The 14,258-nt window shown below is 76.9% G+C and carries 9 protein-coding genes; 6 read left to right on the top strand and 3 right to left on the bottom strand.

The window, feature by feature from the left end; genetic code table 11:
- Window positions 1–102: 102 nt before the first annotated feature.
- On the bottom strand, window positions 103–1,425 hold the full coding sequence (locus KOV94_RS13975; protein WP_218052378.1) for a sensor histidine kinase: 1,323 nt from the start codon (window positions 1,423–1,425) through the stop codon (window positions 103–105).
- Between the two features lie 3 nt (window positions 1,426–1,428).
- Window positions 1,429–2,121 (bottom strand): response regulator transcription factor, encoded by a 693-nt coding sequence (locus KOV94_RS13970; protein ID WP_124341173.1) that lies wholly within the window; start codon window positions 2,119–2,121, stop codon window positions 1,429–1,431.
- Between the two features lie 188 nt (window positions 2,122–2,309).
- Here KOV94_RS13970 and KOV94_RS13965 point away from each other — a divergent pair, with 188 nt between their 5' ends.
- The 5 genes from KOV94_RS13965 (at window position 2,310) to KOV94_RS13945 (ending at window position 12,941) form a co-directional block, all read left to right on the top strand.
- The gene (locus tag KOV94_RS13965) at window positions 2,310–3,671 is read left to right on the top strand and encodes a sensor histidine kinase (protein ID WP_218052377.1); all 1,362 of its coding nucleotides are present in this window, start codon (window positions 2,310–2,312) and stop codon (window positions 3,669–3,671) included.
- Entirely contained in the window at window positions 3,668–4,381 is a 714-nt protein-coding gene (locus KOV94_RS13960) for a response regulator (RefSeq protein WP_124341171.1), read from the top strand. The genes KOV94_RS13965 and KOV94_RS13960 overlap by 4 nt, the downstream gene beginning before the upstream one ends.
- A gap of 187 nt (window positions 4,382–4,568) precedes the next feature.
- Complete coding sequence (locus tag KOV94_RS13955; RefSeq protein WP_371852296.1) at window positions 4,569–5,387, top strand: ABC transporter ATP-binding protein; 819 nt, start codon at window positions 4,569–4,571, stop codon at window positions 5,385–5,387.
- Window positions 5,387–7,912: an FtsX-like permease family protein gene (locus KOV94_RS13950; RefSeq protein ID WP_218052376.1), complete on the top strand. Its 2,526-nt coding sequence runs from the start codon at window positions 5,387–5,389 to the stop codon at window positions 7,910–7,912. The genes KOV94_RS13955 and KOV94_RS13950 overlap by 1 nt, the downstream gene beginning before the upstream one ends.
- A 100-nt stretch (window positions 7,913–8,012) precedes the next feature.
- Window positions 8,013–12,941, top strand: coding sequence for an FtsK/SpoIIIE domain-containing protein (locus KOV94_RS13945; RefSeq protein WP_218052375.1), 4,929 nt, complete (start codon window positions 8,013–8,015; stop codon window positions 12,939–12,941).
- On the opposite strand, the gene KOV94_RS13940 is transcribed toward KOV94_RS13945, so the two are convergent.
- Window positions 12,905–13,246: a hypothetical protein gene (locus KOV94_RS13940; RefSeq protein WP_235843592.1), complete on the bottom strand. Its 342-nt coding sequence runs from the start codon at window positions 13,244–13,246 to the stop codon at window positions 12,905–12,907. The genes KOV94_RS13945 and KOV94_RS13940 overlap by 37 nt on opposite strands.
- Window positions 13,247–13,626: 380 nt before the next feature.
- Here KOV94_RS13940 and KOV94_RS13935 point away from each other — a divergent pair, with 380 nt between their 5' ends.
- Entirely contained in the window at window positions 13,627–13,875 is a 249-nt protein-coding gene (locus tag KOV94_RS13935) for a WhiB family transcriptional regulator (RefSeq protein WP_013771685.1), read from the top strand.
- Window positions 13,876–14,258: the final 383 nt, after the last annotated feature.

Genomic DNA, 14,258 nt, shown 5'->3' with positions numbered 1-14,258 from the left:
CCTTGCACGGCAGGTTACGGGACCACGGCGCCGATCCAGGCGACAAGTGCGGGCGAAACCGACTTTTCGCCCGGTCGGCTCAGGCGGCGTGACGCGGGCGGGTCAGCGCCGGCGACGGTCGGGTCGCGCCGACACCACGGCGCCGAGCGGCAGGACCACGTCCGGGCGCATGGACGCGGGCACCCCGGACAGGAAGAGCGCGAAGACCGCCGGACGGCGCTGCGCGAGCTCGAGGCGGCCGCCGTCGGCGCTGGCGAGGTCGCGTGCGAGCGCGAGGCCGAGCCCCGTTCCCGCACCCGACGTGACCTCACGCTCGAAGATCCGGCCCGCGAGCTCGTCGGGCACGCCCGTGCCCTCGTCGGCGACCTCGACCACGACCGCCCCCGACGGCCCGCCCGTGCGCGACCGCACCGTCGTGGTCCCCGCCCCGTGCTTGAGGGAGTTCTCGATGAGCGTCGCGAGCACCTGCGCGAGCGCGCCGGGCGTCGCGAGCACCTGGGTCTGGGGGTCGACCTCGACGACCAGGCGCCGGCCCGCCGCGGCGAACGTCGGGGCCCACTCCTCCTCCTGCTGGTGCACGACGTCGATGAGCGGGACGGCCTCGGTCGTGCCGCCCTGCGCGCGGCGCGAGCTCGTGAGCAGGTCGTCGACGACCCGCACGAGGCGCTCGACCTGCTCGAGCGAGATGCGGGCCTCCTCGCGCACCTGCGGGTCGTCGGTCGCGAGCGTGATCTCCTCGAGCCGCATGGACAGCGCGGTGAGCGGCGTGCGCAGCTGGTGGGACGCGTCGGACGCGAACTGCCGCTCGGCGGCCAGGCGCCCCGCCATGCGGTCGGCGGACCGGGCGAGCTCGGCCGCGACGAGGTCGATCTCCTCGACGCCCGACGGTTCGAGGCGCGGCCGGACCTGCCCCGACCCGAGCTGCTCGGCCGACGCCGCGAGGTAGACGAGGGGTGCGGCGAGCCTGTTCGCCTGCCAGATCGCCATCGCGATGCCCGCCGCGAAGGCCACGACCGCCGCGACGACGACGAGCGCGATGACGCGGGCGCTCACCCAGAAGACGTCCCAGAACGAGACCGACAGCACGACCACGGCGTGCGAGTCCGTCGTGGTCTCGAGCGTGAGCGCGCGGCCCTCGACCGGGGTGCCCGCCTCGTAGATCTCGCCGTCGGTCGTGCGGACGACGACGTTCGCGGGGATCTCGTCGACCCGGCCCGCCGCGGGCTCGAGCATGCGGTCGGTGTAGGCGATGCCGGAGTCGGCGCGGAAGTCGACGGTCTCGGCCGCCGAGTCCAGCCGTGCCTCGAGCCGGCGCAGCTCGTTCTCACGGACGAGCTGCGCGCCGAGGAACGCGAGCGGGAAGCCCAGCAGGACGACCGCGACGGTGACCGCCGCGATCGTCGCCTGGAGGACGCGACGGCGCACGCGTCAGACCCGCTCGCCCGCGCCCGTCTCGAACCGGAAGCCCATGCCGCGCACCGTCGTGACGTAGCGCGGGGCGCCCGCGTCGTCGCCGAGCTTGCGACGCAGCCACGAGACGTGCATGTCGAGCGTCTTGGTCGAGCCCGTCGGGTCGGAGCCCCACACCTCCCGCATGAGGGTCTCACGCGCGACGACGGTCCCCGCGGCGGCGACGAGCACGCGCAGCAGGTCGAACTCCTTGGCCGTCAGGTGCAGCTCGCGCTCGCCCTGGAACGCGCGGTGCGCCGCGACGTCGACGCGCACGTTCTGCGCGTGCAGCTCGTCCTCGTCCGCGGGGTCGCCCACGCTGCGACGGAGGAGTGCCCGCACGCGGGCGAGCAGCTCCGCGAGCCGGAAGGGCTTGGTGACGTAGTCGTCGGCACCCGCGTCGAGCCCGACGACGAGGTCGACCTCGTCGGCGCGCGCGGTGAGCACGAGGACGGGGGTCGTGAGGCCCTGGTTGCGGATCGCGCGTGCGACGTCGAGCCCGTCCATGTCGGGCAGCCCGAGGTCGAGCACGACGAGGTCGGCCGACGAGGCACCGTCGATCGCACCTTGACCCGTGCCTTGCACGCGCACGTCGTAACCTTCACGCCCGAGGGCGCGGGCCAAAGGCTCGGCAATCGCGGGATCGTCCTCCGCCAGCAGCACCTGGGTCATCGCCCCATGCTAGGTCACGGGACGGTCTGGTCCGCCAGTGCCCACGCGATGTCGGTCGAGGTCGGCGCGGCGCGCACCTCCGGGCGCACGTCGGCGGCGGCCGGGTCCTCCCGCAGTCGTGCGGTGGGCCGACCGGGGTCCGACCGCGGGTGCACGACGCACGGCGGCGGCCCGCCTAGGCTCGTCGCGTGAGCTGGTGGGACCGGGTGCTGCGCTGGGAGGACTCCCACCGGTTCGTCGTCGACCTGCTCGGCACGCTCGTCGTGCTGCTGTTCGGCCTCACGCTCAACGTCAACTTCCTCGACGGCTCGTCGGCGCGCGCGGTGCCCGACCTGCTGGTGGCGTTCCTCCTCATCGCGCCGCTGGCCTGGCGACGCGTCCGGCCCGCGGCGTCCGCCGCGACCGTCTACTCGGTCGCGCTGCTGCAGATGCTGTTCGTCACGCCGCTCATGATCCCCGCCGACTTCGCGGTGCTCGTGGCGCTCTACTCGGTGACCGTGCACGGCCCGCGCTGGGCGCACCGCGTCGCGATGGTGGGCGCGATCGTGGGCGGCGTGCTGCTGCCGATCACGCTCGTGACCTGGTGGAACCCGCCGTCGGCGGTCGCGACGACGATCTTCGTGTGGTCCGTCGCCGCGGCCGTGTGGGCGTTCGGCCTCGCACGCCGCTCGCGGCGCGAGACGCTCGAGGCGCTCGTGGACCGTGCGACCCGGCTCGAGCGCGAGCGCGACCAGCAGGCCCAGATCGCGACCGCCGCCGAGCGTGCGCGCATCGCGCGCGAGATGCACGACATCGTCGCCCACTCGCTCACCGTCATGATCGCGCAGGCCGACGGGGGCCGGTACGCCGCGAGCGCCGACCCGGCCGCCGCGACGCGCGCACTCGGCACGATCGGCGAGACCGGACGTGCGGCGCTCACCGACATGCGGCGCCTCCTGGGCGTGCTGCGCGAGGGACCACCCACGCCCACCGGGAGCATCCCGGTCGTCGCCCCGCCCGCCGGGACCGCAGCCGCGCTCGGCACGGCGCCCCCCGCGGGCGGCGGACCCGCCGGTCCCACGCCTCCTGGTCCCGCCGTCACGCCGCAGCCGTCCGTCGAGGACGTCCCGCACCTGGTCGAGCAGGTGCGCGCGAGCGGCCTGCGCGTGTCGCTCGTGCGCACGGGGACCCCGCGCCACCTCCCTCCCGGCGTCGGGCTCACGGCGTTCCGCATCACCCAGGAGGCGCTCACGAACGTGCTCAAGCACGCAGGCCCCGACCCGTCCGTCACGGTCGTGATGTCGTGGCGCCCCGACGCGCTCGCGCTCGAGGTCTCCGACGACGGGCGGGGCGCGTCCGCGGGGTCGGACGGGCTCGGCCACGGCCTGCTCGGCATGCGCGAGCGTGCCGCGCTGTTCGGCGGCACCGTGACCGCCGGGCCGCGGCCCGGCGGCGGTTACCGTGTGCGCGCGGAGCTGCCCACCGGCCCGGCCGTCGCGGCGCCGCCCCCCACGACGAGCACGCTCGACGCTCCCCCGCCCGCCGCCTCCTCCCGACAGGACGACCGATGACCGAGACCCCGACGCCCCCGGTGCGCGTCGCGCTCGTCGACGACCAGCAGCTCGTGCGCGCGGGCTTCCGCATGGTGATCGACTCCCAGCCCGACCTCGAGGTCGTCCTCGAGGCCGGTGACGGCGCACAGGCCGTGCAGGCGCTCACGCGCGCGACGGGTCAGGTCGACGTCGTGCTGATGGACGTCCGGATGCCCACCATGGACGGGCTCACCGCGACCGCGCACCTCACGGCGGGTGCGTCCGAGACGGTGCCCGCGCCGCGCGTCATCGTGCTCACGACGTTCGACCTCGACGAGTACGTGCTCGCCGCGATCCGCGCGGGCGCCAGCGGCTTCCTGCTCAAGGACGCGCCGCCCGAGGAGATGCTCGCCGCGATCCGGACCGTGCACCGCGGTGACGCGGTCATCGCGCCGTCGAGCACGCGCCGCCTGCTCGAGCACCTCGTCACCGTCCTGCCGCCGGACCGGCCGGGCGCGCCGAGCGACCCCGCCCGCGCGGCCGTGGCCGAGCTCACCGACCGCGAGCGCGAGGTCCTCGTCCTCATGGCCAAGGGCCGCTCCAACACCGAGATCGGGCAGGACCTGTTCGTCGCCGAGGCGACCGTCAAGACGCACGTGGGGCGGATCCTCGCGAAGCTCGGCGCGCGCGACCGCGTGCAGGCCGTCGTCATCGCCTACGAGACGGAGCTCGTCCGCCCCGGCGAGTGACGTCCGCCCCGGCGGGCGTCGGGGCTGCTCCGGCGGTCGCACCGCACCGTCCCGGGCGTCAGCCCCAGGGCGTACGACGCCGGCCCGCGGTCGCGACCCGGGCCCGACGCGGGTGCCGCACCGGCCGACCTACCGTCGAGGTGTCGTCGACCGACGTCGCCCGCCACAGCCCCGAGGAGCCCTTGTCGTGGACACGACCGTGTACGTACCGTCCGGACCCGCCTCCGGTCCCGACCCCCGGCGCGAGGACGCGGTCGCGTCCCGGGCGCGCGGTCTGACGAAGGTGTACGGCCAGGGCGCCGCCGCGGTGCGCGCGCTCGACGGCGTCGACGTCGACTTCGCCGCGGGGGCCTTCACCGCGATCATGGGCCCGTCCGGGTCGGGCAAGTCGACGCTCATGCACCTGCTGGCGGGGCTCGACCAGGCCACGTCGGGCGAGGCGATGCTCGGCACGACCCGCCTGTCGGGGCTCGACGACGGTGCGCTCACGCGGCTGCGCCGCGACCGCGTCGGGTTCGTGTTCCAGTCGTTCAACCTGCTGCCGATGTTCACGGCGGAGCAGAACGTCCTGCTGCCGCTCGAGCTCGCGGGGCAGAAGCCCGACCCGGCGTGGCTCGACACGCTCGTCGACACCCTCGGCCTGCGGCAGCGGCTCACGCACCGCCCGAGCGAGCTGTCCGGCGGGCAGCAGCAGCGCGTCGCGATCGCCCGCGCGCTCATCGCCAAGCCCGAGGTCGTGTTCGCCGACGAGCCCACCGGCAACCTCGACTCGCGCTCCGGGGCCGAGGTGCTGAGCTTCCTGCGTCGCTCGGTCCGCGAGCTCGGCCGCACCGTCATCATGGTCACGCACGACCCGACCGCCGCCGCGTACGCCGACCGCGTGGTCCTGCTGGCCGACGGGCGCATCGCGGGCGACATCGTCGACCCGACGCCCGACGCCGTCCTCGCCGGGCTCGACGCGCTGCGCACCCTCGAGACGTCGACCGGCTCGGCGGTGAGCGCCTGATGCTGCGCCTCACCCTCGCGCAGATGCGGCGCAGCGTCGGCCGGCTCACGGCCGCCGCCGTCGCGATCGCGATCGGCACCGCGTTCCTCGCCGCGACGCTCGTCGCCGGGAACGTCCTGCAGCGCACCGGGTACGACTCGGTGACCGCGCAGTTCGGCGACGCGGACCTCGTCGTGACGTCCGGGGCCGCGGTCCAGGACCTCGACACCGTCCGCGACGTGCCCGGCGTCGTCGCGGCCGACCCGCTCCTGCTCGGCGGTGCCGAGCTGTCGAACGGCGCGCGCACCACCTACCAGATGCTGCTCGCGCAGCCCGGCGACGAGCGGCTCGCGTCGGTCGTCGCCCAGACCGGCCGCGTCCCCGCGGCCGCGGGCGAGGTCGCGCTGCCCGCGACGACGCTCGACCGGCTCGACGCGGCCGTCGGCGACACCCTCGAGGTCCGGTGGTCGTCGCCGTCCGACGACGGCGAGTGGACCGAGCACGAGGGCGACGTGACCGTCGTCGGCCTCGCCGACGACCCCGCGGGTGCCTGGTCGGCCTACGGCGGCGCGGGCCTCGCGACGACGCCCGACGTGCTCGAGTGGTCGAGCGAGGCCGCGCAGGACAGCGTGCCCGCGCAGCTCCTCGTCGTGACCGACGGCTCGTCCCAGGTCCAGGCCGACGTCACGACGGCGCTCGACGACGCCGACGTCCTCACCAAGCGCGAGGCCGCCGAGGCCGCGGTCGAGCAGATCACCGGCTCCGGCAACGCGCTCGTCATGGTCGTGCTCGGCTTCGCGGCGGTCGCGCTGCTCGTCGCCGCGCTCGTCATCGCGAACACCTTCCAGGTCCTCGTCGCGCAGCGTGCCCGCACGCTCGCGCTGCTGCGGTGCGTGGGCGCCGTCAAGCGTCAGCTGCGCCTGTCGGTGCTGTTCGAGGCGACGGTCCTCGGGGTCGCCGCGTCGATCGGTGGCGTCGTCCTGGGCCTCGGGCTCGCGCAGGTCGCGCTCGCGGTCCTGGCCCGGGCGGACACCGGCACGCCGCTGCCGTCGACGATCGCGGTGACGCCGACGGTCGTGCTCGTGCCGCTCCTCGTCGGCACGCTGGTCACCGCCGTCGCGTCGCTCGTCCCGGCCCGTGAGGCGACGCGCGTGTCCCCGGTCGCGGCCCTGCGCCCGGTCGACGCACCGTCGGTGTCGGCGCGCGGGGGGCGCGTCCGGCTCGCGCTGTCCCTGCTGCTCGTGCTCGGCGGCGCCGCAGGTCTGCTGGTCGCGGTCGCCGCGAGCGCCGCGCAGGTCGGCGAGCCCGTCCTGCTGCTCGGGCTCGGCGTCCTCGGCGGGGCGCTGTCCTTCGTCGGCGTACTGCTGGGTGCCGTCTTCTGGATCCCGCGGGTCGTCTCTCTCGCGGGCCGCGCGCTCGCGACGACCGGCACGAGCGCGCGGCTCGCCGCCGCGAACACGCTGCGCAACCCGCGACGCACCGCGACGACCAGCACCGCGCTGCTCATCGGCGTCACGCTCGTCGTGCTCATGAGCACGGGCGCGGCGAGCGCACGCCGCTCGATCACCGCCGGGCTCGAGGACCACTACCCCGTCGACGTCGCGGTCAGCGCGGTCGGCGGCGCGGGTGACGAGTCCGTCCCGGCGTCCGTCGCCGCGGAGGTCGCCGACGTCCCCGGTGTCGAGCAGGTCGTCGAGGTGCCCACCGCGTCCGTCGTCCTGGGTGACGGGACCTTCGTCGTGCTGCGGGCCCCCGACCCGGCCGAGGCCGCCGCGGTGCTGCGCGACGCCGACGCGCTCGACCGGCTCGAGGACGGGACGGTCGTCCTGCCGGCCGCGCGCGAGGACACGGTGACCGAGGGTGACACGACGGTCGAGGCCGTCGGCACCGACGGCGAGCCGACGGGCGAGTCGGCCACGCTGCGCGCCGTGCACTCGTCGCTCGGCGGCGTCGACGCCGTCGTCACGCCCGCGACGCTGCGCGGGCTGGTCGGCGAGGCGCCCGTGCAGACGCTGTGGGTGCGGCTCGATCCCGACGTCGACGCCGCGACGACCGCGCTCGCGATCAACGACGCGGTGTCGTCCGACGCGGTGCTCGTCGAGAGCGCCGGCGCCGAGCGCCAGCAGTACGAGAACCTCATCGACGACCTGCTCGCGGTCGTCGTCGGGCTGCTGGGCGTCGCGGTCGTCATCGCGGTCGTCGGGGTCGCGAACACGCTGTCCCTGTCCGTGATCGAGCGGCGGCGCGAGTCGGCGACGCTGCGCGCGATCGGCATGTCGCGGCGCCAGCTGCGGTGGATGCTCGCCTACGAGGGGATGCTCATCGCCGGCATGGGCGCGGTGCTCGGCACGCTGCTGGGGCTGCTGTACGGCTGGGCCGGGGCCGCGATCATCCTGGCCGGGATGGGCGAGATGCAGCTCGCGCTGCCGTGGGACGACCTGCTCATGGTCCTGGCCGTGGCGCTCGCCGCCGGGCTGCTCGCGTCCGTGCTCCCCGGCCGGTCCGCGGCCCGGACGTCACCCGTGGCGGCGCTGGCCGTCGACTGATGATCGGCGAGCCGACCGGCGGGCCTGTGGGTGGTGGCGACGTCCACACCTCCCACGGGTCCGCCGGTCTCGGCACGCCCGCCCACGGCAGCCTCCCCGGGTGCGCCTCCTCACCGTCCACCCCGACCCGGCGCGCGGCCCTGCGCCGTGCACCACGGAGGTCGACGTCGACCCCGGCACCACGATCGGCGCGCTCCGGCCGCACCTCGCCCGGCTCACCGGCTGGTCCGGCTGGGCCGGCAGCGCCGTCCGGCTGGCCGTCGACGACGCGGTGCTCGACGAGACGCACCCCGTCGGCCAGCACCCGCTCCTCCCGGGTGCCGTGCTGCGCGCCGGTCCCGGGCAGCCGCCGCCCGAGCGCCTCGCCGTCCAGGCGCGGCGGCACGTGGCCGTCGTCGCCGGACCCGCCGGCGGTGCGCTCGTCGCCGTCCCCGACGACGGTGTCGTGACGCTCGGCGCCGACGGCGGGCCCGCACCCGGCGACCTCCGCGGCCGGGGTGGCCTCGGGACGGGTCACCCCGGCGGGGGCGACGCCGGCGTCGGTGTTCCCGCGGCGGCTGTCGCTCGGGCGGGTGCGATCGAGGTCCGCGGGCGCGGACGTCGCGTCCACGTCCGGGTGACTGCGTCGTCGACCTCTCGCCGCGCGCCGGTCACCGGGCCGCGGCGGACCTCCGACGAGCAGCGCACGGCTGTCACGGGCCGGCCCACGCCGCCCGGCCAGGGGCGCGCGGAAGCGGCCGGCGCACGGCCGGGCCGCGTCGCCCGAGGGCGAGGCCCACGTGCCGGGCGACCGGACCCGGGAGACGCACCGCACGTCGTTCCGGGCGAGCGGGGACCGGCGCTCGTCGCGCCGCGCACGTCCTCGCCCGCCGCACGGATGCGCCGACGCACGCGCACCCTCCCGCCAGGCCGCTGGGTCCGGTGGCGGGCCGGCCACCTGCTCGTCACGGGCCGTGCGTCGCTTGCCCTGCGCGTCGGACCGGCACCGTGGGGCGAGGACGACGGTCCCCACGGCACCGGTCACCCCGAGCGCGAGCGCGGGCGCGGCGACGCCGAGCAGGTCGTGACCTGGCTCGCCCCGCTCGCGGGCAGCGTCGCGCTCGCGCTCGTCCTGCGGCAGCCCGCGCTGCTGCTCGTCGGGCTCGTCGTGCCGCTCGTCGGCCTGGGCGTGCACCTCGCTCGACGTCGGCGCCGGCGCGGCGCGGCGGACGGTGCGGGGCACAGGCGGGACGGGACCGACCGCTCGGCGCATGCGTATGACCACAGGCACGGGCACCGGCACGGGCACGGGCACGGGTACGGGCGCGGGCACGGGCTCGGGTACGGGCGCGGGCACGGGGACCGGGACGGGGACGGCGACGAGCCGGACGGTCCCACGCCCGCGCCGGAGCGCGTCCCGCGCGACCCGGCGGACCTCACGTTCGTCACGACCGCGGCGACGCTGGGGCGCGGCGGCCGCGTCCGGGGCGGCGTGCCGTGGTCCGCGGACGGATGCCTCGCCGTCGTCGGCAACCCGCAGGACGCGGCAGCGACCGCCCGGGCCGTCGTGCTCGCGGAGCTGGGCAGCCACGCGGCCGCCGACCTCGTCGTCGTCTCCCGTCGGCCGGACGGCTGGGGGTGGACCGCCCCCGTCGAGCCGCGAGAGCCGCTGCCTGCGCCCGGCGACCCGGGCACCGTCGTCGTGTGCGACGACCCGGCGACCCTCGGGAGGCTCGCCGTGTGGCGCGCCGGCGCCCCGGGGCGGCACCGCCTGCTGCTCGTGCTCGGTCGCCGTGCCGACGTGCCCGCCTGGTGCCGGCACGTGCTCGAGGTCGCCCCCGACGGTGCGCGGCTGCACGCCGGAGGCGCGGCACCGGCGGTCGTCCCGTGGCACGCCGTCACCGCGGAGCGCGCCCGTGCGCAGCTCCTGCGCGCCCGCACCCTCCGCGAGCTCGCCGGTGCACGGCCCCCGGTCGCCGCACCGCCCGCGCACGTCGCGCTCGGCGACCTCCCGGGTGTCCCTGCTGCTCGTCCGGACGCAGTCCTCGCGGCGTGGTCGACCGCGGGGACGGGGCTCGTCGCGCGGCTGGGGCGCGGCGCCGGCGGCGAGGCGGTCACGGTCGACCTCGTCACCGACGGCCCCCACGCGCTGGTCGCCGGCACCACCGGCGCCGGCAAGTCGGAGCTCCTCACGACCCTCGTGCTCGCCCTCGCCCTCACGCACGGGCCCGAACGGCTCGCCGTGCTGCTCGTCGACTTCAAGGGCGGCACGGGGCTCGGTGCGGTCGCCGGGCTCCCCCACGTGCTCGACCACGTCACGGACCTCGACGCCGCGCGGACGCAGCGCGTGCTGGCGGGGCTGCGTGCCGAGAGCCGGCGCCGCGAACGGCTGCTCGCCGCCCGCGGCGCTCACGACGTCGCGGACCTCGACCCGCGCGACGCGGCGACACCACCCCGGCTCCTCGTCGTCGTGGACGAGCTCCGGGCGCTCGCCGACGACGTCCCCGACGCCGTCGCGACGCTCGCACGGCTCGCCGCCCAGGGCCGCGCCCTCGGGATCCACCTCGTGCTCGCCACGCAGCGGCCGGCGGGCGTCGTCACCGCCGACCTGCGGGCGAACGTCGAGCTGCGCGTCGCGCTGCGGGTCGCCGACGACGCGGACTCACGGGACGTCGTCGACGACCCCGGGGCCGCCCGGCTCGACCCGCGCACCCCCGGCCGCGCCGTGCTGCGTCGCGGGTCGCTGCCCACGGAGGTCGTGCAGGTCGCGCGCCCCCGTCCGGGCACCGGCGCGCCGCCCGCCCGGCTCGCGTCCGCGGGGCTCGCCGGATCACCCACCGGCTGGGTGCCCCGGCCGGTCGCCGACGTCCCGACGCAGGCCGGCGACCCCGCGCCGCAGGATGCCCACGAGACGACGGACGGCCCGGGTCCGCGGGGCGACGGCAGCTCGCAGGTGCGCGACAGCGCGGCGGGTCCCCGAGGCGGCGTCCGTGACCTGGACGTCCACGCCTGGGTCGAGGCCGCGGTCGCCGCGGCGGCCGGCCGACGCGTCGGACACGTGCCGTGGGTGCCCGCGCTGCCCGCACGCGTCGACGTGCAGGGCGTGCCCGACGGACCGGGGCTCGCGGTCGCGCTCGGCGACCTCCCCGAGGAGCAACGCCGCTGCCCGGTGCGCTGGGATCCGGGCGGCGGACATCTCCTCGTCCTCGGCGGACCCGGCTCGGGCCGCACGACGACCCTGACGGCGCTCGGCGTGCAGGCGCTGGCCGCGGGCCTGCCCGTGCACGCCGTCGGCCTTCCCGCCGCCGCGGTGGCACGGCTGCGACACGCCGACGCGCACGGGCGACTCGGCACGGTCGTCGGCGTCGACGAGGTCCGTCGGCTCGCGCGCCTGCTCGAGCTCCTCACGGCGGCGAGGTCGCCCGGACTGCTGCTCGTCGACGGCCTCACCGAGGCGCTCGACCACCTGGCGACCCTCGCGCGCGGCGCCGGCGCCGACCGCCTCACCGCGTGCTGGCGGGGGGACGCTCGCGTCGCCGTCGCCGCCACGGTCGACGTGACGACGGCAGCCCTCCATCACGCCGCGGGCTTCCGCGACCGGCTCGTGCTGCCCCTCGGCGACGCGTCGCTCGACGCCCTGGCGGGCGTGCCCGCGGCCCTGTCCGGACCGCGCGGACCCGCCGGGCGCGGCGTCCACCTGCGCGACGGGCACGCCGTCCTGTGCCACGTCGTCACCCCGCCGGAGGACACCGCCGCCACCGTGGGGATCGCCGCGCACACGCACGCGTCCGCCTCCGGATCCGCACCGGTGACGACCGCACCCACGACCGCGCCAGCGGCTGTGCCCACGAGTCCGCCCTTGCCCCTGCGTGCGCCCGCGCACGCACCTGTCGCCGTGCCGGCGCCTGCGCCCGTGCCGGTGCCTGCGCCTGCACCCGCACCGGCGCCCGCACCCGCACCCGCACCCGCACCTGCACCTGCACCTGCACCTGCACCTGCACCGAGGACACCCGACCCTGCGGTCGTGCGGGTGCTGCCCCTCCCCCGCACGGTCCAGCTCCCCCCGCGCGCCGCCCTCACCGCGGCCGCTCCCGCGGGGACGTCACCCGACCACCAGCGCGACGTGGTCGGACGCGTGCCGCACGTGCGACGCGACGCATCGGCAGACCGTGCGACGGCGGAACCGACGATGGCGGAGGCGGCGACGGCTGAACCGTCGACGACGGGACGTCCGACGACAGGACGTCCGACAACGGGACGCGAGTCGGCGGAGCCGCCTGCCGCGCGACACGTCGGGGGCTCCGTCGTCCCGATCGGTGTGGGCGGCGACGACGCGAGCGAGGTGGTCGTGGACACCGCGCGGCCCTTGCTCGTCGTCGGTCCGCCCGGGTCAGGTCGGACCACGGCGCTCGCCGTCGTGGCCGCGGGGCTGCGTGCGGCAGGTGCGCGCGTCGTGCGGCTCGTCGACGAGCGGGACGACGCGACCACGTCGGTCCGGCGAGGCGCCACCGGCCCGCTCGGACCTCCCGGCGCGGACGGCCCGCTCCGACCTCCCGGCGGAGGCGGCCCGCTCGGTCCTCCCGGTGCGGACGTCCCGCTCGGTCCTCCGGGCGCAGACGGCCCGCCCGGACGTCCCGACGCGCTCGGCCCGACGGCGCTGTCCGACGTCCCGCGCGTCGCGCCGGACGCGGTCCCCGACGACGCGGTGCTCCTGGTGGATGACCTCGACGAGCTCGAGCGCGTGTCCCCGGCGCGGGCCGATGCGGTCGAGCGGCTCGTCCGCGGACGGCGTGGGGCGCGCGTCGTCGCGGCGACGACCCCCCAGGCGGCGGGCGCGTTCCGCGGACCGCACGCTGCGCTCGTGCGTGCGCGGCAGCTGCTGGTGCTCGACGCGCACGACCCGGCCGGCGCGGAGCTCGTCGGGCCTGCGGCGCCCTGGCTGGTCGACCCGCGCGAGCGCCCGCCGGGGCGCGCCGTGCTGGTCGTCGACCGTCGAACCGTCCCCGTGCAGGTCTACGACGCGGGGTCGGACCCGTCGGTCGCGCGGTGAGCGGTCGCGGCGACGACCGACGGCACGAGGAGCAGGACGCCCACGACCACGGCCACGGTGAGGACGGCGACGGCCCACGCCGTGACCTCCTGACCGAGCCATCCGACGGCGAGGACGACGAGCAGCACCTGCCACGTCATCACCGGCGACCGCGCCCACCGGCGGCCCGCCCAGAGGCCCCGCGCGGCGAGCGCGAGGAGCGCCGCGATGCCCGCGCAGAACGCGACCAGGAACGCGGTCGGGGCGGCGAGGGCGGTCGCGCCGCGGACGAGCGAGACCACGAAGGCGACCCCGAGTCCCGCCACTACCACGGATTCGAGCAGCACTAGGACACAGGTCACAGCGAGGAGGCGCGGGCGGGGGGTCACGGACCCGAGCCTAGGCGTCCCGGCGCTCACCGAGGGCGAGCCGTGGACGGCAGCTGCCGCATGCTCATCAGGCGCTCTGACCTGGACAAACGTTCGGCAATCCGGCATCGTGACCGCGGAGTCGCTCACAGGCCGCGCACAGATGTGACCAACGCCTCAGTCGTTACCCAAGCGAAACGTTCTCGTAACCCCTTGTGCGCCGTCGACCGTGATGTGACCCTAGATGGAGCACGTCCCCCCACCCCGATCACACCCGGCCGTCGCGCGCCCTCAACCCCAGGGCGTCGGACAGCCGTGTGCCCAAGGAGAGATCTGTCATGGATTGGCGCCACCGCGCAGCGTGTCTCGACGAGGACCCCGAGCTGTTCTTCCCGATCGGCAACACGGGTCCGGCGCTGCTGCAGATCGACGAGGCGAAGGCCGTGTGCCGTCGTTGCGACGTCGTCGACACGTGCCTCAAGTGGGCGATCGAGACCGGTCAGGACGCGGGCGTCTGGGGCGGCCTGTCCGAGGACGAGCGCCGCGCGCTCAAGCGCCGCACCGCCCGCCAGCGCCGCGCCGGCTGACCCGGCAGCACCGCAGCTCACCGAGACGGCCGCACCCCCGGGGGGTGCGGCCGTCTCGTCGTCTGTCCGGACGTCACGTGCCGCTCGCGCCACGTCGCGGTCCGGCCGGCTCGTCGCCTGTCCGCACGTCGCTCCCGCCACGTCGCGGTCCGGCCGGCTCGTCGCCTGTCCGCACGTCGCTCCCGCCACGTCGCGGTCCGGCCGGCTCGTCGCCTGTCCGCACGTCGCTCCCGCCACGTCGCGGTCCGGCCGGCTCGTCGCCTGTCCGCACGTCGCTCCCGCCACGTCGCGGTCCGGCCGGCTCGTCGCCTGTCCGCACGTCGCTCCCGCCACGTCGCGGTCCGGCCGGCTCGTCGCCTGTCCGCACGTCGCTCGCGCCACGT

It is taken from the genome of Cellulomonas algicola (assembly GCF_019024305.1).
Taxonomy (GTDB): Bacteria; Actinomycetota; Actinomycetes; order Actinomycetales; family Cellulomonadaceae; genus Cellulomonas; species Cellulomonas algicola.
The sequence above is the reverse complement of the archived record's forward strand: the minus strand, read 5'-3'. Positions and strand labels throughout refer to the sequence as shown.